We start from the raw sequence: 17,902 nt of genomic DNA on the forward strand, positions 1-17,902 counted from the left end.
TGAAAAAATATCAATATCTCAAGAGTTCCTGAATTCGGGACAATGCTCGAATTTTACGATTTTTCTCTTGGATCGCAATCTCTTTGTATTCTCAAAGAATGTGGGAACTCCTCGATTTCCAACACCAAACTCTTCCCAAGAATCGCGATCCCTTTGTACTTCGAAAGAATGCGGGAACTCCCCATCAAAAACAAGCTGTACTTTAGAAAGAAATTCCCGATATTGGAATCAGAGAAGAAATTTACCCCAAGATGTAACGATGAGACATAATCTGATTGACTTTCTAAAAGAATTCGTGCAGAAAAGGAGAAACATTCTCCTCTTAGCTCTTCTTCTCTGTATTTTGAGCATTGGGGTGATTCTCGGATTTCGTTTTCAAGGAATTCCCCGAGAACTGAATAAGTTAATCATAACGGGGCACGAAAAGCTCAAAACGGAAGAAATCGTCAGAATGCTTGAAATTCAACCCGGAACCTCCTTTGATACTCTGGACTTGGATCTTCTGGAAAAAAAACTCTCCAGGTATCCGAGAGTGAATTCTGCCCGTATCACAAAAAAGTCGGAAGACCAACTCCTCATCGAACTCAACGAGAGAAAAGCATCCTTTATTGTAAACTCGGACGGACATCTCTTTGAGATCGACTCCGAACTCAGGGTTCTTTCCAAAGACGACGTTCGAGAAAAGGATCTCTGCGTTCTTTCCGGAAATTTTCCCGTCAAAAACGGCTTTATCCAAGACGCGAGCTTTCGAGACCTTTATAATTCCGTAGAACAGGCTTTTAGAATGTATCCGGCCCTAAAGCCAAGAATCTCGGAGGTTCTTCTGCAAGAGGACGGAGAAATCTTTTTTTTCGCCGACGAACCGATTCAATTGAGAATTCAAATCGGAACCCTTCTTCACAAGGACCAAATCCGCAAACTCTATGCCATCTTAGCCTATTTCGAAAAAGATAAAATTCAATCCGAACTCGTAGATATCAGAGGAGAAGACGCAGTCTACCACTGATATGTTGGAACCAAGAGATAGAATCATCGCCGCCTTGGACCTCGGGACTTCTCTGACAAAAGTAGTCGTAGCCCGACCCATCTCCGAATACGAAGTGGAAATCATAGGAACCGGAGCCTATCCTTCTTCGGGTGTTAAGAATGGGTCGATCATCAATATAGAATCCACAACCCGTTCGATCATCGAAGCCGTAAGCGAAGCGGAACTCATGTCCGGGCAAGAAATCACGTCGGTCGCGGTCAACATCACTGGTAAAACCGTCAAAGCGGACAATTCCAAAGGAGTTGTAGCGATCACAAACCGCGATCGAACCGTAGCCGAACCCGATGTAGTTCGCGTGATCGAAGCCGCGCAGGCGATTCGAGTTCCAGCGGATCAGCAAATTCTTCACGTTCTTTCCAAAGAATTTTCGGTGGACGATCAGACGAGTATCCGAGATCCGATCGGAATGACGGGCGTTCGCTTGGAAGCGGAAGTTCATATCGTCACCGCGGGTATAACAGCAATTCATAATTTAGAAAAGTGTATTGAATCTTCCGGACTTCACTGCGAGGTGATGATCCTTTCCAGCCTCGCGTCTTCCGAAGCCGTTTTGACCTCGGGAGAAAAAGATCTCGGCACCGCCGTCCTCGATATCGGCGCGGGAATCTGCGATCTTATCATCTACGTGGACGGAGGAATTTCCTATTCTTCCGTGATTCCTTTTGGAGGAATCAACGTCACGAGCGATATTTCGATCGGTCTGAAAACAACTTTGGAAACCGCCGAACTTCTCAAAAAAAGATACGGACATACCGTTCTTTCCGAGATCGATCCTACCGAATCGATCGAAATCCCTCCGATCAGCGGAAGACCCGCGAGACAGGTTCTCAGAGAAGAATTGGTAGCAATCATAGAACCCCGAATGAGGGAAATTTTCGAGATGGTGGATAAGGAGCTCGTGAAGTCCGGTAAAAAAGGACTTCTTGCGGGAGGAGTGATTCTCACGGGAGGAGGAAGTCTTCTCGAAGGAATCGACACTCTCGCCGAAGACGTATTTCGTCTAACGGCATCCAGAGCGCGTCCGGGCGGGATCAGCGGACTTGCTGAAAAAGCGTCCTCACCCGAATTTTCCACCGTAATCGGAATGATCAAATACGCGGATAGAATGACGGACATGGATCAGAAATCCGTGGACCGATCGGAAGGTTGGACGAAAAAAATCAGAAGATGGATCGAAGAGAATCTTTGACCCGTCCTCTAAAGAGGAAAATACGATGATCCGTTTTGAAGAAGAGACAAAAACAAGTCCCGCAGTCATTAAAGTATTCGGAGTCGGCGGAGGCGGAATGAACGCAGTCACGCGGATGTCCAATTCCACACTCAAAGGGGTCGAGTTCGCGATTCTAAACACGGACGAACAGGTATTACTCCGTTCTCCAGTCGAAAATAAAATCATCTTAGGAACCAAGATCACCCGCGGAATGGGAGCCGGCGGCGATCCCGAACTCGGCTACAAAGCCGCGGAAGAAGATAAGGAAAGAATCCAATCCGCAGTAAGAGGAGCCGACATGGTCTTTATCACCGCAGGAATGGGCGGGGGAACCGGAACCGGCGCGGCTCCGGTGATCGCAAAGATCGCAAAAGAAATGAAATGTCTCGTGGTTGGAGTGGTTACTCTTCCCTTTTCATTTGAAGGAAGAAGAAGAATGGAACTCGCCCGTAAAGGGATCGAACAACTCCGAGCACACGTGGACACACTCCTTCTGATCAACAATGATTCTATCTTTCGAGTTGTGGATAAATCGACTCCGATCGATCTCGCCTTTCAGGTGATAGACGATATTCTTCTCAACGCCGTAAGAGGGATCAGCGATATCATCAACAACCCCGGTCTGATCAACGTGGACTTTGCGGATGTAAAAACGATCATGAGAGATACGGGCGACGCCGTGATGGGAGTCGGTGAAGGAAGCGGAGAAGGAAAGGTGAAAGAGGCCGTGGAATTCGCGATCAACAATTCGTTGTTAGATTCCACTTCGATCGCAGGCGCTTCGTCGCTTCTTATCAACGTTTCGGGCGGAAAAGATCTTACGATCTCCGATTGGAACGAGGTTTCGGGAATCATCACTTCTCAAGTGGATCCGAACGCAAACATCATCATCGGTCTTCACGAAGACGAAAGTCTCACGAACAAAATTCGGGTCACAGTGATCGCGACCGGTTTTAGCAAACGAAATCCTTCCGGAAAACTGATTCAAAACCAGGACCTCAATACAAGAGTTCAGGAGAACTACGGTTTTCAGAGAAAGGCGGTCGGTATGGAATCTCCGAGCGAAAGAAAGGAGTTCCTACAAGAAGACCCAGGAGAATCGCTTCGACCGACTCCAGGTTCGCTTCGACTTCGTTCGTCTAACGCGCCCAAGCCGGAAGACTACGATATTCCAGCCTATCTTCGAAGAAACAATACCGGACCTTGACAACCTTGTAGATCCCAAGTCCGAATTTTGAAGTAAAAAGGTGCGGAGTTCCCGCACTTTCTATTTGGATCTCGGCCTTAATTTCAGATCGAAAGGAGTTCCTACTTTTTGCAAAAATCTTTCGATGATTCGTTCACTCGGACAGAAAAAAAAGACCCGAAACGATCGGGCCATTCTTTGTTTTATTTTTCGAGAATCGTCTTTCCCGTATTCGAACGAATTCGGTCTTTAAGTCCGTCCTCGACTTTTTTTAGAAAAGTTTAACTTTGTCGATCGAAGTAAAAAGAAGGAGTTCCTACTCTTCTTCTCCCTTCCCGAATTGTTTGCATTCCTTCAAATCCAAAAACTTTTCCTTCCCAAGTTCACACTGAACCTGTTTCAAAGTTTTATCCGACATACAACGCAAAACAATGGCTCTCGACATATCCGGTTGGAGAATCTGCTTCAGCATCAACTGTCTCATTCCCGTTGGAATTTCCGTTTCGGAAGCCTGAGCGAGCAGCTTTACGTTGTGCATCTGATTTTCGACGCATTCTTCTTCGGTCGGAATTTTTCTGCAATCTCCAAAAAAGAGAAAACAAAATGAGAATATAGAAATAAGAAAAGCGGACTTGCGCCCGCTTTTCATACAATCAATCGATTTCAATGGAATCGATTACTTTGCGTTGCTTTCGTCAACTGCGAAAGTAGCTTCTACTCTCTTTCTAAGTTCTCTCAGGTAGCTTTTTTTAGCTCCGTTGATCTTCATAGCTTCTTCGTAGAGTTTAATCGCTTTTTCGAAATCACCGGTTGAGAAGTAATAAGTTCCCAGGTTCGCTTTCGCTCCCCAAGACTGACCCTTCGCTTTTTTATCGGCTTTTTCCCATGCTTCTTTTGCTTTTTTGAAACTTGGAGTTTCACCTTGGATTTCTTCGTAACCTTCAGTAAGAAGTTCTTTTACTTCTTCATCTTCGTCTTTTACGAAAATTTCGATTTTTTCAGTCTTAACGATCGGAGAAAGTCTGCTCTTGATATAAGCTGCAGCTTCGTCCAAACCTTGTCCAAAAGAATCCAAAATGGAAGGACATGCTAAGTTTCCAACGCTGTTGAAGATTTTCGCAGGATTAGAAACAACCGCTTTTTTAACTTCTCCAGTCTCCACTTTGATCAGAGTAGCGTCGAGAGGAATCAACATGTAACGAACGCCTGTCGGTTTAGAAACAGGATCGTTTCCGGTGTTCACTTCTTTTCCAGTCGCCATAGAAGCCGCGAAACCGGCAACCTTCATTCCTGCAGCTACCATATCGATTTTGTTTTCGCTACCGCACTCAGTGTAAGGTTTTTGATATCCGATGTAAAGAATCGCTTCCGCACCGAGAAGATTTCCGATCTTTGCTCTGGACTTAGTGATACCAGTAAGAGAAAGAGTCGCTTCGTTGAGAACGTCCGCACGTTTGCTGAGGTCGATCAGTTTGTAATAAGATTCTTTGTCGAATGCTTCGAAAACTTTTGCCGGCATTTGATCGATAAAGCTAGAACCTTCTCCGAAGATCGCTTCCCAAAGGCTTTTCTTTGGAGGTTCGACTGCTAATCCTACGTTACGAATGGTTCCGAGGAATTTCTGAAGGGCACGGCCCTCTTTATCTTTCGGGAATACCGGATATTCTACATCGACTGTATCTGCGCAATTTCCTAAGAACATAAGGAGAACTAACACAGAAATTAGAGAAGATAATTTTCTCATGGAAAGTAATACCAATCCTGTTTGATTTTGGGGATAAGGGCTCATTTAAAACTCGAAATAAATCGTGTCAATATATTTTAGAATACAGGTTTGCAATTTGAGTCCGGGCCGATTCGGATCCTATTTTTTTTGATTGTAGCAAGACTTCTCTTAAGGGAAAGTGAAAGAGAACGGATTTTGCTGTGCACAAACGATCCATTTTTATTCTACTTTGTATCTTTTTAGCGACCGGATGTTTTGCATCGAAGAAAGAATCCGACTCAAAAGACCAACAACTTATAAGCTGGCTCCTCGCTTCCGGATCCGATCCCTCGTGCGTTGATTACTATACTCAAGGGAATCTTTGTCTCAAAACTCCCGTTGTCATCAGTGAAAAATGTTCCGGCTCGGAATTGGATCGATTTCAAAATGGAATTCAACCGGCCAATCTGCAAAACAGAAATACGCTGGGGGAACTCCTACGCTGCTGGAGCAAGTGCAATTCTACATTCTATCTAAACTACGTTTCCGGCAGCACAACTTGTGCCTTTGAGACCGAAAAAGATTTTGAAAATGCAAAACGCTCCGGTTCCTCAAATAGCGGGAATCTTTGGAGACAATGCCAGTCTAATTGTAACACGGGGGTCGATCCCGCTTTTCCAAAGTTAAGAGGAATTTCCACCACAACAACCTATTGGCCCTATTTATGAAAACCCTCGACGAAATCACAAAAGCCCTCAAGAACACTTATATGGATCACGAAGTGGAAGCAAAACTTCCTCTGATCCAAGAAATTCAGAAATTAAAAAAAGATAAGAATGCGGTTCTTCTCGGACACAACTACATGACTCCGGACGTCTTTCATGGAGTTTCCGATATTACCGGAGATTCTCTTTATCTGAGTAAGGTTGCGGCCGACACTTCCGCGGACGTCATTCTTTTTAACGGCGTCCACTTTATGGCGGAAACCGCAAAACTTATGTCCCCGCAAAAAAAGGTTCTCATCGCGGATCTCAAAGCCGGTTGTTCGCTCGCGGAAAGTATTACAAGACAGGACGTGATCGATCTTAAGAAAAAATATCCCGGGGTTCCCGTGGTCACTTATGTAAACTGTACGGCGGACGTAAAAGCGGAAACGGATATCTGCTGTACTTCCGCCAACGCCCTTCAGGTGGTGGAATCTCTGGAAAGCGATACGGTCATTTTTTTACCCGATCAATATTTGGCGGCGAACGTTCAAAACCTGACGAAAAAAAAGATCATCACACATCCGGGAAGTTGTATGGTTCATGAGATGTATTCTGCGGAAGACATCGAGCTTACGAGAAGACAGTTTCCGGGAGTTACCGTAATCTCTCACCCGGAATGTAAAACCGAAGTTGTGGACCATTCCGATTATTCGGGTTCCACTTCTCAGATGAGCGAGTTTATTCGTAAATCAGGCGCGAAGGACATCTTTCTGATTACGGAATGTTCGATGGGAGACAATCTTCGCTCCGAGTTTCCGGACAGACATTTCGTTTCCACTTGTCAGGTTTGTCCTCACATGAAAAGGATCACTTTGGAAAAAATCAGAGACGCGCTTCTTTATGATCAGTTTGAGATTCATCTGGATCCGGAAGTGATCGAAAAGGGAAGAATGTCCGTCCAAAGGATGTTGGATCTTTCTTTTAAGAAGTGATTTCTTCTTTGAAGAGCGGACGTTCATCCTCGGATAACAATTCTTTCGTGTTTCAAAATCCGCGCTTAGGCAAACGGAAATTTCGACATACGAAAAAAGAATTATGATTTTGGAATATTCAAGATGTATAGAATCGGAAAGAACTCGTAGTGTTTCGAAATTAGCGCCCAAAACTCAAGGATTGTCTTATATGCTTGGAAAACAAAATCCTCTTTTGATTCTGCTCTTTTTATTCGGAACCATCTTATTTGCGACTCCGGACGACAACTCCGATCGTGAAATTTCGTTAAACGAAGTTCTAACACAATACAAACTGAAAAATTACAGCGTTGCGTTGATGCTCGCAAATCGAACGACTCGACTGAATCGATCCGAGAATTTAGCCTTAAACTATCTGCGCGCACATTCATTCTTGCAATTGAAAGAATACAAAAACGCCCTAGAACAATTTTTGAATCTTCTCGGGGACGCACCTTATAAATACGAGATTTTCAACAATATCGGTGCGTGTTACTTTTATCTCGGAGATTACGAAAACGCACTGCGTTACTTCGATTTTTCAAAAGCCGAAAATCCAAATTACAAAATTGCGGAAAAGAATTACATCCTACTCCAAAATGCAACCGCTAAAAAAAACTTGGAAAAAAATTGGATGAATCCGGCGGAGTTTCCGGAAACGTTTTTAGTCTCCTCCTCCGCGACGGCCGACATTACTTCAGGATGGATCCATTTTTATCTCGGAAAACCTACCGAAGCGATTCACCTTTTTAAAAAAGCGATCGAAAGTGATCCGGAATATTCATTCGCTTATCTATCTATAGGGTATTTGTATGATTCAGGCGGAAACTTTCGATCCGCAATTCGTTATTACGAAGCCGCATTAAAAATCGATCCTGAATATCCGGATCTTTGGAATAATCTTGCGATCAGTTACTATAACGACGGTCAGACGGAAAAAGCGCTTTCTCATTTTCAAAAAGCGGTCGAATTAAATCCTACGTTTGCTTATCCGGTCAACAATCTCGGATATCTCCATCTTCAAAAAGGAGATTACACTTCGGCAAAAAAATATTTCCTACGGTCAATCGAGTTGAATCCTTCGGAACCTTTTCTTTTGGGGGAAACATACGCCGGTTTATCGATTTGTAATTTTCATTTTTCGGAACGGAACGAAGCGAAACGGAATAAAAAAAAATCGATCGAACTCCATCAAAATCTCGCCAATGAGAGCTATCTCCGAAAAGAACTGCGATGGAAACAAAATATAGTGGACGTTTTTTTGAATCGAATCGATACAAAATAGGTATGCCATTAATTCACAGATAAAGAATATTATAATTTAGGAATATACTAATGTATCGAATCGGAAATGGAATCGATTTTCACAAATTAGAAATCAATCGGGAGCGTCCCCTCGTTCTGGGAGGAATCGAATGTGAATCGGAGTTCGCACTCGTGGGCCACTCGGATGCCGATATCATTCTCCACTCGATTTCCGATGCGATCTTGGGAGCCTTGGCCCTCGGCGATATCGGACAGTATTTCCCGGACACCGATCCGAAGATAAAAAACATCGATAGCAAGATCATTCTCTCCAAGTGTTTGGAACTTATGAGGGAAAGAAATTTCGAACTTGTCAATTTGGACTGTACTGTGATCGGAGAAAGACCGAAGATCGCTCCTCTCAAAGAAAGAATTACAAAATCCTTAAGTAATCTTTTATCCCTTCCTATGGATTGTGTTTCCGTCAAAGCGACTACGACCGAAAAAATGGGAGCGCTGGGTCGACAAGAGGGGCTGGGAACTTTCTGTACGATTCTTCTCGGAAAGAAGAATAAAGTCTAATGGAAACATTCTTCGATATTTCGGTTCCGCAAAGGCATCGCTTCGAAGCTCGACTTTCTTTCGCGAGCTTCCGTTGCAAAAAATCAAATCGCCTCGTATCGGATTCTATGAAGAATGCAGTAAATTACCGTTTCCTTTCGCAACACATTCAATAAACCGAATATCCCAAAAAGCCTTTTCGACTCATAGTATCCAAATGAATGTCAAATCAACGGTTGACTTCCGTTTGCAAATCGTATCTTTGATTCACCACAGAAGACGGAAGGTTATTTTTTCAAAGAATCTTCAAACGCGATTTTAGAAATGTCGGCCTTCAAAAAATTTTTCTTTTCTCTGATCGTTTTTGGAACCCGCATATCAATCTTGTGCAGATTCGATTTTTGAATGGTGATCTTTTTGCCGTCCAGATTCTCCATCAAAACTTCTTTGTCGTCTTGTCCAAGCTGTCTTCCATCGATGCTGGAACCGTCTCTCAAAATCGCTCGGTCCGTAAAACCTCCGTTAGGATCGGGGAACAAGGCTTCGACATCGATTGAACTTTCATCAAACGCAAGAATTTTTACTTGGGACAAAAACTCGCCGGATTTCAGATATAGAGAAACCTTTCCGGAAGCGGCTAATTGATAAAGAGTCTGATCCACGGATTGTTTTTCAGGATTCCAACTGTTTGCGAATAAGTTCTCTTCGCAAAATTCTATTGTCCTCGTTCTTCTCACAAGAGTGATAGCCCAACCTCCGACCAGAGTGACGGCGTAGTCTTTCCAGTTTGTAACTTCCGTAATTCTCAAAGTTTGACCCGCCGGAAGGTTGGGTTCGGCTTTCCGAAAGACCGGAAGCAAACCGAACAAAAAAGAGTAAAGCGGTTCTACGGCTGCGACTTTACACGTCGCATCCGCGGACGCCAAAATTGTTCGATGATTTTTGTCTTCGCTGTATCTCTGATCGATCTTACAGTTCGCAAAAAGGACAACTAAGTAAAGCGGGATTAGAATATAGAATGTAACTTTCATTTAAAAAACGACCTTGAATAAAAAATAATACTTTAATTTTTGCAATTCGATAAGCCAAAAAATATCAGGAAGCAAGATTATACATACAACGAATCGCTTTTCCTTTGCTGCTTTTAGTATGTGTCGTCGTGTTGCTTATGCCGCCGAATTGAATTACTTGCATCGTCGAAGTCGAACATCCGCTCGGTGTAAACGTCCAGTAGTATCCGTTGACCGTTTGCGGAAATAAATCAACGTTGATCGTCGAACCCGTATTTCCCGGGCATTGGGTCCCCGTTCCGCAATAAGGCCCCTTTGAATAAGGACTACAAGAAGTCAGAAGGTTTAAGTCGTCGAAGGAACCCGGCCGCATTACACTCGTAGGTATATCAGGAGGCGATAATGTCGCTTGCATCTCATAACAAGCATTTTGAAACGCCGCCTTCCCGTAAGCATCACAGGCGCCATCGTCAGTATCGCAAAAAACGATATCGGTGTTTGCTCCGTAATTATCCTCCGTGCTTCCTTTCCCTTGACAGTCGTTAAAACCCGGTCTCCAAATCTGACCGTAGGAACACTTCGTCCAAAGTAACATTCCTAAAAGAACCGTTCCGTTTAAACGATCTCCGGATAACGCCTGTTTAACGGTAACCGTATAGTTTTGAGTGGCGCCTTTTTCATCGGTAAATTTGTAGATCAAGGGATTCGTAAAATCCTGGACCGATGTTCCGGAAGATTGTTTAACTCCGTCCACTTCCAGAGAAGAATTTTCGGGAATTCGAAAGGTAGGTTTTAGTGTGGTTATATTTGTTCCGTTGGGAACGGTGATGGTCACCGTGGAATTCGGCTGCGCTTCCGTAATCCCTCCGGCGCAGATTCCAGCCGCGCAGAATGCTGAAAAAGAAGCCGATAGATCGAATGCAAATCCTTGGATTCCATCGGCGTTCGGTTTTATCACCGCGGCCAAAGCGACGAACTGTTGTTCTGTACAATCCGGACAATTTTCCTTGGTTGGGAAAATCGATTCGGTAACAAATTGAGAAAGAGGATTTAAAAAACAGTTTGTAGAAAAACTACTTACCAAAATCAAAAAGAGTATGCAACTAAATCTTCTCATATTATAATTTTCCAATAGAAAGAGTGTAACTCAGAAATCGAATCTTGCATCCAAATTTCAAAAAGAAGATCGGAAAGTGTATAAAAAAATGCTTTTATTCCCGGGAAAGGGCTTTGGACTTCGTTTGAATCCCGGTTTGAGGGAAAGAATCTCACTCGTTCGAGTAGTATTCTATTCTTTATAAAATCGAATTTGGTCGCTTAACAGAAACGTCAAACCGAAGTCGGTACGAGTGTTAGTCTAACTCGGAACGTCAAAACTGAAATTTTCCAAATCGTCCGCAGGAGGTTTTTTGAAAATGAGGGCGTCCGAACCGTCGGTATAGTAGTGTTTTCTTATATGAATTCTTTGAAATCCGCAAGAAATATAAAGACCGATCGCAGGAAGATTGTTAGAACCGACCTCTAAAAAAAAAGTTTTATCCTTCTGAGAGCCGAGCAAGGATTCCAACATTCCTTTTGCCTTACCTTCTCTTTGGTGGGAAGGATGAACCGCAACTTTATAAATTTCGATCTCATCTCCAATGAGTTTGTAAAACACATAACCCTGATCCTTGACTCCGATTCCTTCCGATTCCACAAAGTGAGAAAGAATCATCTCTTCGGTCCAGGCTTGAGTTCCAAAACAGGAGTTTTCAATCAAGACGAGCCAGTTCAAATCCGATTTATCGAGCTTTTTTACTTCCAAAAGATTGAAACCATTTTGATTTTACCGTCAAATTCTGATTGCGGGAGTCCAATGTTCAATTAAGATTCAGACCTTATCATATTCAAGAAGATTGAATTCTTCTTAGGAATCTTAAGAATTAAGGAGTTCGTATGAAAAAAATAGGTAAAATCGTATACGCGGTTCCCTTTGCGATTTTCGGATTGTTCCATTTCCTTTCCGCTCCGGCTATGTCCGGGATGGTTCCGTCTTATATTCCGTTTCCGGTAATCTGGGTTTATCTTATCGGCTTGGCTCTGATCGCGGCTTCGGTTTCCATCATTACGGGAATCAAAACTCATCTCGCGACAATTCTTCTTGCGGTTCTTCTCGGAATTTTTATCGTTTTGGTTCATCTTCCGGGCGCGGCTGCCGGAAATCAAATGTCCACCGTAGCCTTTCTCAAAGACCTTTCCTTGTTGGGCGCGGCCCTTTTGATCGCCGGTTCCACAAAAGACTGAGTTCTTTTTTTAAAAAAGCGGGGTTTTCACTCCGCTTTTTTAGTTTTTCCTTTCAAAAACACACTTCCTCTTTTCGATCCGAGAACCGTAACATTTAGGGAGATGAGATTTTTTCCGTTAGCCGATAGTTACTAAGGAAGACTCACCCGTTACGAGGAAGTTTCATGTCACAAAAAATTCTACGCTCTCTTATCGTTTTTACAGTTCTCTTTTTTGTTTCCTGCGAAAGATCCAAAAACTTCGGATTTCAGAATCGGGGAGATCGCCCCCCGACCGTAGAAGATCTGGAAGCCTGGAAAGAAAGGCTGGCTCTCAACGAAGCCGAGATCATCGAACTGGAAAAAAAAATCTCCGCGATGGTTCAAAAGACCAGGTCCGCCGGCGCCTTGAGCTGGAAGATCGCACAAGGTTATATGAAAATCGGCGACTACGATATGGGAGTAAAATACTACAACCGCGCACTCAAAGAAAACGACGAAGGAAAAAAGGTCGAAATCGTCGGAGCCGAACTCCATTTTTTCGAACCGGCGATTCCTTTTTTTGAAAAAGCGCTTCTTCTCAAACCGATCGACCAACAGCTGTTATTCGAAACCGCTCTCGCATACGCGAACGCCTCCAAGGACCGAGGTTGGGAAACTACGAGAAGACAGATTGCAATCGATCTTTTTACTCATCTTGCGATTCAAGATCCGAGGGATTCCCGTTTTCCGTTTCAATTGGCTTTGATCTATTTCGATTCTTCCATGCCCGATTCCTCTTGGGAAGGCGTTTCCGCGGGCTTTCACGACCAGGACAAGGCGCTCCGAATTTTGGACGATATCATCAAAAAAGAATTTAGAAATGTTCCCGCTCGTTTTGCAAAGGCCAACTTTTTATACAGACTCGGAAAAACCGAAGACGCAAAGGAAGAATATCTTAAAATCAAAAAGACGATCGAAGAATTGAACGACGCCGGTCTGGTCCGGGAAGGCCTGGATAAAAACGATTCTTATCAAAACGTTCTTCAAAACCTTAAAAAAATCTCCGAGAATTCGACAAAAGAAGAATGAATCTTTTAGTTCTCGCGGATCCGAAGGTTTCACAATTCTGCATTCGGACAAGAATATTCAAAAAATGGAATTCTTGGGAAGAAGCTCAAACAAATCTGAATTCTTCTCTTCCGGAATCGATTTTGAAAAACGCCGAATTTTTTTCTGAACGTGTTTCTCGGGAAATTCAAGAACTCGGATTTTCGGTTCTTTCCATCTTCGACGAGGAATATCCGCCTCTGTTAAAAGAAATCTTCGATCCCCCTCTGATTCTTTTTGTTAAAGGAAATCGAAAAATTCTTCTTGAGAATTTCGCCGCCGTCGTGGGAACAAGAGAACCTTCTCCGATCTCTTCCTTTGCCGCTACGTTACTTCCTCCGTTTCTCAAAACTTATGAGTTTTTCGGAATCGTTTCAGGTCTTGCAAAAGGAATCGACGCAGCAGTTATGAGTTCCGCACTTGAGGAAGGCCTTGCAGTGATCGGAGTCATGGGAACCGGACCAGAGATTGAATATCCTTCCGAAAATAAAAAACTGTATAAGAGTATGAAAGAATCGGATCGCGCCTTGATCCTTACCGAATATCCTCCGGGTCATGTCCCATTAAAATATTCTTTTCCAAAACGAAATCGAATCATTACGGGAATTTGTTCCTCGGTTTTTATCTTAGAAGCCCCGGAAAAATCGGGAGCCATCTCCTCGGCGCACAACGCCCTCGAACAGGATCGGCAGATTTTTATTTTTTCTCATCCGAGCCAAACTCGAAATCAAGGCGGAGAACTTCTAATTCGGGAAGGAGCCGACGTTTTGGATTTGAAAACCATCTCTTTGGGAATGGAGGAAGTCTTTCATACAAACGAGCTTTTACCCGATTCTCAATCGGCGATCCCGGGAATGCTTGCAGAACTTTCAAAGAAACGTTTTTCTGGCGAGTGGAAACATATCGGATCCGGATACTATGCGAGAAAAACGAATTCCCAATCTTTACTCCCGGGCCTTTGATCCCGTTCCCGCTTGGTCCCTCGGATTTTACAGAATCGTCTTCGGTCTTTTACTTTTTATATTAGCATTTCGTTATTTTTCAAACGGCTGGATTTCCAAATACTTTTTGGACCCTGCGTTTCATTTTAAATTCTACGGACTTTCCTGGGTTGGCGTCCTTCCATCTTGGATCTTATACCCCCTCTTCGTTTCTCTTCTTTTTTTCGCGGTTTTTATTTCTTTGGGAATTTTTTACAGAATTTCGATCCTTTGTTTTTTTCTCATCTTCAGCTATGTCAATCTTTTGGAAGTCGCGGTTTATCTAAACCACTACTATCTCATCTGTCTGATTCTTTTTTTATTGAGTTGGATTCCCGCAGACAGAGCCCTCAATGTATTTCATGTTTTTAGAATATTCAAAAACAGATCGATACAGGAAATAGATCCGATTCCCGCCTGGAATTTATACCTTTTGCGTTTTCAGATCGGAGTCGTTTATTTTTTCGGGGGAATCGGAAAACTAGTTCCCGACTGGCTCTTCGACGCCCAGCCCGTGCGTATTTGGCTGCTCCGTAATTCCGACATTCCGGTTTTCGGCTCCACACTTTCGATGCCGGCGACAGGTTATCTTTTCAGTTACGCAGGTTTGGTTTTTGACCTTACGGTTCCATTCTTACTCTTAAACCGAAAAACCAGGGCCTTCGGATATTCTTTAGTTCTAATATTCCATTTTTTGACTTGGAAGCTGTTTCCGATCGGAATGTTTCCCTGGGTGATGATCCTAAACGCGACTCTGTTCTTTTCGCCCAGTTGGCCCGTGGATCTGTTTACTTTTCTTAAATCCAGAAGTATGCTTCCGAACCGGGAAAACATTCTTCTTTTTTTATGGACCCGTTTCCCGATTCACTTTAGAAAATCGGTTTTTGCCTTTATTGAAACTTCCTTAACCTTTTTGGAAAAAAAATCCTTACAATCGGAGAATTTTCTCTTTTCAAAAGGATCGAGTTTGAGAAAAAAATTCGGTTTTATTTTATCGGATCGATCCTTCCGTTATTTCTGGATCTTTTATATTCTTCTTCAGATTCTTTTTCCTCTCCGTCATTTTTTATATCCCGGATATCATCTCTGGACCGAACAAGGATTTAGATTCTCCTGGCAAATCATGCTCGTTCAAAAAAACGGGATCGCTTCCTTTCGTGTCGTCAATCAGCAGACTGGGGAAACGACGGTGGTTCTTCCCGAATCTCATCTCAACGAGATTCAGAGAATTATGATGAGTTATCAACCGGACTTGATTCTTCAATTCGCTCACTGGGTCGGCGAAAATGAAAAGGTGAAAACGGGTCAGGAAGTTTCAGTTTATGCGGACGTGATGGTTTCTCTCAACGGAAGAAAAAGTCAGATTTTGATCGATCCGGAAAGAGATCTTATGAAAGTTACGAATTCGCTCGCAAACAAGGAATGGGTTCTTTCCGGCGACGAAGACTAAACTTATACGGCTACGAAGGATCGCATCGAAACCGATCGATTCTGAAAACTATGATGGATGAACTTCACCTTTTCTTCCGGCGTCATCGCTCCTAAGACATAGAAGATCGGTTCCAAATGTTCCGTCGAAGGAGCGGCTAACGTTGCGATATCTCCCTTCTTCCGGAATTCTAAGATCGCCTTATCGTTTCTGGATTCAAGCGCTTGACGAACAAACTCGTCAAACTCGATCGCCCAATCGGCGGGGGTCGCGTTCATATTGTGAAAGTCGGCTTTTCCCAGATTGTGAACGATATTTCCGCTTCCTACGATCAAAGTTCCTTCTTCTCTCAGTTGTCTTAACTCTTTTCCTATCGTATATTGTTGTTCCGGACTGAGGCTCGCATCGATGCTCAATTGTACGACGGGAAAATTCGCTTTTTGAAAAAGAAAATAAAGAACTCCCCAACTTCCGTGATCGATTCCCCACTCGGACGTGGTTTGTACGGGAACGGATTTGACAAGTTCCTTCACTCGATCCGCCAACGCGGAATCTCCTTTCGGATGATATTGGATCGCATACAAAGCATCCGGAAATCCGTAAAAATCGTAAATTTGCTCCGGCGGGTCTGAAATGGTCACGTAAGTTCCTCTCGTCTTCCAATGCGCGGAAACGACGAGAATATTTTTGACACCTTCTAAGTTCGAACCGAAGGCTTCCAAACTGCGAGTGAACTCCGATGGGATCACGAGGTTCATGGGCGATCCGTGACCTAAGAATAGAACTGGATTCATGTTTTTATTTAGACACAATCCGCTTTAAAAAAGAAACACATATTCCAGCGAAATAAAAATAAGATCCTTGAAACCAGGCGACCCAAAAAAGACCGAAAACAATTTATTAACAACGCTACTTTCGGCGAAAATGTTCGAAAATTTTGGAACTCAGAAGTTTACTTTCTCAAGCCGTATCTCGCTTTTACGAGATTGATTTTCTTTTCCATTTCCGCCCAGAGAGATTCCTTGTTCGGATGAAAGGAGGCGAAAACTCCCTGACGAATCAAGTCGACGATCTCGTCCAAGGAGAAATCCAAAAATCTCCAGAGTTTAAAGTATTCGTAGGTAAGATTTACGTTGAAGATCTCGGGATCGTCCGTGTTGATACTGAGTGGAAGCCCTTGATCGTAGTAATAACGAACCGGATGATTCTGTTCTTTGCGAACGTATTTTCCGGTAAACACGTTAGACGTCACACAGATCTCGATCGGAATGTGTTTTTCTCTGAGATAACGTACGAGTTCCGGATCTTGGATCGCGGAAGTTCCGTGTCCGATTCTTTCCGCCTTGAGAAGTTCCACCGCTTCCCAGATCGCCCAAGGCCCGTCGTCTTCTCCGGAGTGAGCGACCACACGAAGCCCGGCTTCTCTCGCTTTTTGAAATACTCCCTGATAATCTCTCGCCGGTCCCATTAGCTCCGCGCCTCCGAGTCCGATTCCGATCACTTCCGGATGTCTGAGCTTGAGAACACGGTTGAGATTGTTCATCGCATTCTCGGGTCCGAAAGATCGGGAAACGTCGACTAACAAGCGTATGGTGATTCCGTCGTTTTCCTTCTCTTCCCGGATTCTGTTTACGAGATAGTCCACCATCTCGTCGAAGTCGAGTCCGTTCTGGATAAATTTGGATGGTGCGAAGAATACTTCGGTATAGACGATATTGTTCGCCCTCATATATTCCGCGAGGCTTCCTACAAAGTAGGAAAAGTCGGCCGGTTCTTTGACGAGAGATTGGATAAAAAAGAATACTTGGATAAATCCGTTGAGATCCTTGAAGTTGAACTTCGCTTCGAACTCTTCGTCGGTTACGCTGACTCCATTCTTCGCCATGAGTTGTTTCATCGTGTCTTTGTTCACACAGGCTTCGAGATGAAGGTGGATTTCAGTCTTTGGAAGTTCTCGGAGAAAATTGATTACGTCTTGGTCGTCCGGTTTTTCTTTGGAGAGATCGCCGGATGGGAAAAGTCCCTTGATCGGAACCGGTGTTTCTTGGGGAATTCCGACTGTAGGAACTCCTAAAATCCAGGACGGTGGATCCAAGACCTCGAGTTCCATGAGGCCTACGCGCTCGTTTAAGAGTTCGTTGATCTGTTTATCAAATGAGATCTGAAGGGAAGAAGAATAAGGACGGTCTGCGGGAAGTCTGGACTTGAGACGATTGAGTTCCGTTACATCTCGATCGATGATCCGGATTCTTTCTAAGATCTCTCCAAATGTTAGAGCCACTAAGGCAAAATATATTTCCTATCAAAAGATTTCAATTCTGAATTGAAAGAGGGAGTTCCCGCATTTGTTTCGTTCCAAGAGGAATTAGCGGTCGATACTCTGGTTTTGGTCTTTGAGAAGGAGTTCCTACTTTTACCGTGTTCTTTGAGTTTGGTTCGACTTCTTCGAAATTCGCGGGGG

16 protein-coding genes and 2 pseudogenes are annotated in these 17,902 nt (G+C 43.6%); 11 read left to right on the forward strand and 7 right to left on the reverse strand.

The window, feature by feature from the left end; all coding sequences use genetic code 11:
* Positions 1-259: 259 nt before the first annotated feature.
* Genes JWG44_RS12925 through ftsZ form a run of 3 tightly spaced genes read left to right on the forward strand, consistent with a single transcriptional unit; the run spans position 260 to position 3,465 of the window.
* Positions 260-1,006 (forward strand): cell division protein FtsQ/DivIB, encoded by a 747-nt coding sequence (locus tag JWG44_RS12925; protein ID WP_205275375.1) that lies wholly within the window; start codon positions 260-262, stop codon positions 1,004-1,006.
* Position 1,007: 1 nt separating this feature from the next.
* Positions 1,008-2,237, forward strand: a complete 1,230-nt coding sequence (gene ftsA, locus JWG44_RS12930) for a cell division protein FtsA (RefSeq protein ID WP_205275376.1) — start codon at positions 1,008-1,010, stop codon at positions 2,235-2,237.
* A gap of 25 nt (positions 2,238-2,262) precedes the next feature.
* Positions 2,263-3,465, forward strand: coding sequence for a cell division protein FtsZ (gene ftsZ, locus JWG44_RS12935; protein WP_205275377.1), 1,203 nt, complete (start codon positions 2,263-2,265; stop codon positions 3,463-3,465).
* 295 nt (positions 3,466-3,760) lie between these two features.
* On the opposite strand, the pseudogene lep reads toward ftsZ, so the two are convergent.
* Together lep and JWG44_RS12945 are read right to left on the reverse strand one after the other, a co-directional pair.
* A pseudogene (gene lep / locus JWG44_RS12940) lies at positions 3,761-4,143 on the reverse strand (LipL41-expression chaperone Lep).
* Positions 4,121-5,188, reverse strand: a complete 1,068-nt coding sequence (locus tag JWG44_RS12945) for a lipoprotein LipL41 (RefSeq protein ID WP_205275378.1) — start codon at positions 5,186-5,188, stop codon at positions 4,121-4,123. The pseudogene lep and the gene JWG44_RS12945 overlap by 23 nt, the downstream one beginning before the upstream one ends.
* Before the next feature lie 182 nt (positions 5,189-5,370).
* Between JWG44_RS12945 and JWG44_RS12950 the strand changes: the two genes are divergently transcribed.
* The 4 genes from JWG44_RS12950 to ispF all read left to right on the forward strand — a co-directional run bounded on the left by JWG44_RS12950 (position 5,371) and on the right by ispF (position 8,693).
* Positions 5,371-5,877 carry a hypothetical protein gene (locus JWG44_RS12950; protein WP_205275379.1) on the forward strand — a complete coding sequence of 169 codons (507 nt, stop codon included), beginning with the start codon at positions 5,371-5,373 and terminating at the stop codon, positions 5,875-5,877.
* Positions 5,874-6,848, forward strand: a complete 975-nt coding sequence (nadA, locus tag JWG44_RS12955) for a quinolinate synthase NadA (RefSeq protein WP_205275380.1) — start codon at positions 5,874-5,876, stop codon at positions 6,846-6,848. Before JWG44_RS12950 ends, nadA begins: the two co-directional genes overlap by 4 nt.
* Positions 6,849-7,038: 190 nt before the next feature.
* Positions 7,039-8,151, forward strand: coding sequence for a tetratricopeptide repeat protein (locus JWG44_RS12960; RefSeq protein ID WP_205275381.1), 1,113 nt, complete (start codon positions 7,039-7,041; stop codon positions 8,149-8,151).
* Between the two features lie 50 nt (positions 8,152-8,201).
* Positions 8,202-8,693, forward strand: coding sequence for a 2-C-methyl-D-erythritol 2,4-cyclodiphosphate synthase (gene ispF, locus JWG44_RS12965; RefSeq protein ID WP_205275382.1), 492 nt, complete (start codon positions 8,202-8,204; stop codon positions 8,691-8,693).
* Between the two features lie 266 nt (positions 8,694-8,959).
* Here the strand turns inward: ispF and JWG44_RS12970 are convergent, their stop codons facing one another.
* The 3 genes from JWG44_RS12970 to JWG44_RS12980 all read right to left on the reverse strand — a co-directional run bounded on the left by JWG44_RS12970 (position 8,960) and on the right by JWG44_RS12980 (position 11,486).
* Positions 8,960-9,703, reverse strand: coding sequence for an LIC_13076 family protein (locus JWG44_RS12970; RefSeq protein ID WP_205275383.1), 744 nt, complete (start codon positions 9,701-9,703; stop codon positions 8,960-8,962).
* A gap of 64 nt (positions 9,704-9,767) precedes the next feature.
* Entirely contained in the window at positions 9,768-10,799 is a 1,032-nt protein-coding gene (locus JWG44_RS12975) for a glycoside hydrolase xylanase (RefSeq protein ID WP_205275384.1), read from the reverse strand.
* A 240-nt stretch (positions 10,800-11,039) separates the two neighbouring features.
* Positions 11,040-11,486 carry a GNAT family N-acetyltransferase gene (locus tag JWG44_RS12980; protein WP_205275385.1) on the reverse strand — a complete coding sequence of 149 codons (447 nt, stop codon included), beginning with the start codon at positions 11,484-11,486 and terminating at the stop codon, positions 11,040-11,042.
* 131 nt (positions 11,487-11,617) lie between these two features.
* Between JWG44_RS12980 and JWG44_RS12985 the strand changes: the two genes are divergently transcribed.
* The 4 genes and pseudogenes from JWG44_RS12985 to JWG44_RS13000 all read left to right on the forward strand — a co-directional run bounded on the left by JWG44_RS12985 (position 11,618) and on the right by JWG44_RS13000 (position 15,462).
* Complete coding sequence (locus JWG44_RS12985; protein ID WP_205275386.1) at positions 11,618-11,965, forward strand: DoxX family protein; 348 nt, start codon at positions 11,618-11,620, stop codon at positions 11,963-11,965.
* Positions 11,966-12,168: 203 nt separating this feature from the next.
* Positions 12,169-13,014: pseudogene (locus JWG44_RS12990) on the forward strand (tetratricopeptide repeat protein); the annotation flags it as partial.
* The gene (locus JWG44_RS12995; RefSeq protein WP_205275388.1) at positions 13,011-13,994 is read left to right on the forward strand and encodes a DNA-processing protein DprA; all 984 of its coding nucleotides are present in this window, start codon (positions 13,011-13,013) and stop codon (positions 13,992-13,994) included. The pseudogene JWG44_RS12990 and the gene JWG44_RS12995, both read left to right, overlap by 4 nt.
* The gene (locus JWG44_RS13000) at positions 13,951-15,462 is read left to right on the forward strand and encodes an HTTM domain-containing protein (protein WP_205275389.1); all 1,512 of its coding nucleotides are present in this window, start codon (positions 13,951-13,953) and stop codon (positions 15,460-15,462) included. The genes JWG44_RS12995 and JWG44_RS13000 overlap by 44 nt, the downstream gene beginning before the upstream one ends.
* A gap of 2 nt (positions 15,463-15,464) precedes the next feature.
* Here the strand turns inward: JWG44_RS13000 and ygiD are convergent, their stop codons facing one another.
* A complete protein-coding gene (ygiD, locus tag JWG44_RS13005) occupies positions 15,465-16,235 on the reverse strand; it encodes a 4,5-DOPA-extradiol-dioxygenase (RefSeq protein ID WP_205275390.1) in 771 nt (256 codons plus the stop codon).
* A gap of 158 nt (positions 16,236-16,393) precedes the next feature.
* Positions 16,394-17,722, reverse strand: a complete 1,329-nt coding sequence (add, locus tag JWG44_RS13010) for an adenosine deaminase (RefSeq protein ID WP_205275391.1) — start codon at positions 17,720-17,722, stop codon at positions 16,394-16,396.
* Positions 17,723-17,902: the final 180 nt, after the last annotated feature.

The sequence above is a fragment of the Leptospira ainazelensis genome, from assembly GCF_016918785.1.
In the GTDB taxonomy this organism is placed as follows: Bacteria; Spirochaetota; Leptospiria; order Leptospirales; family Leptospiraceae; genus Leptospira; species Leptospira ainazelensis.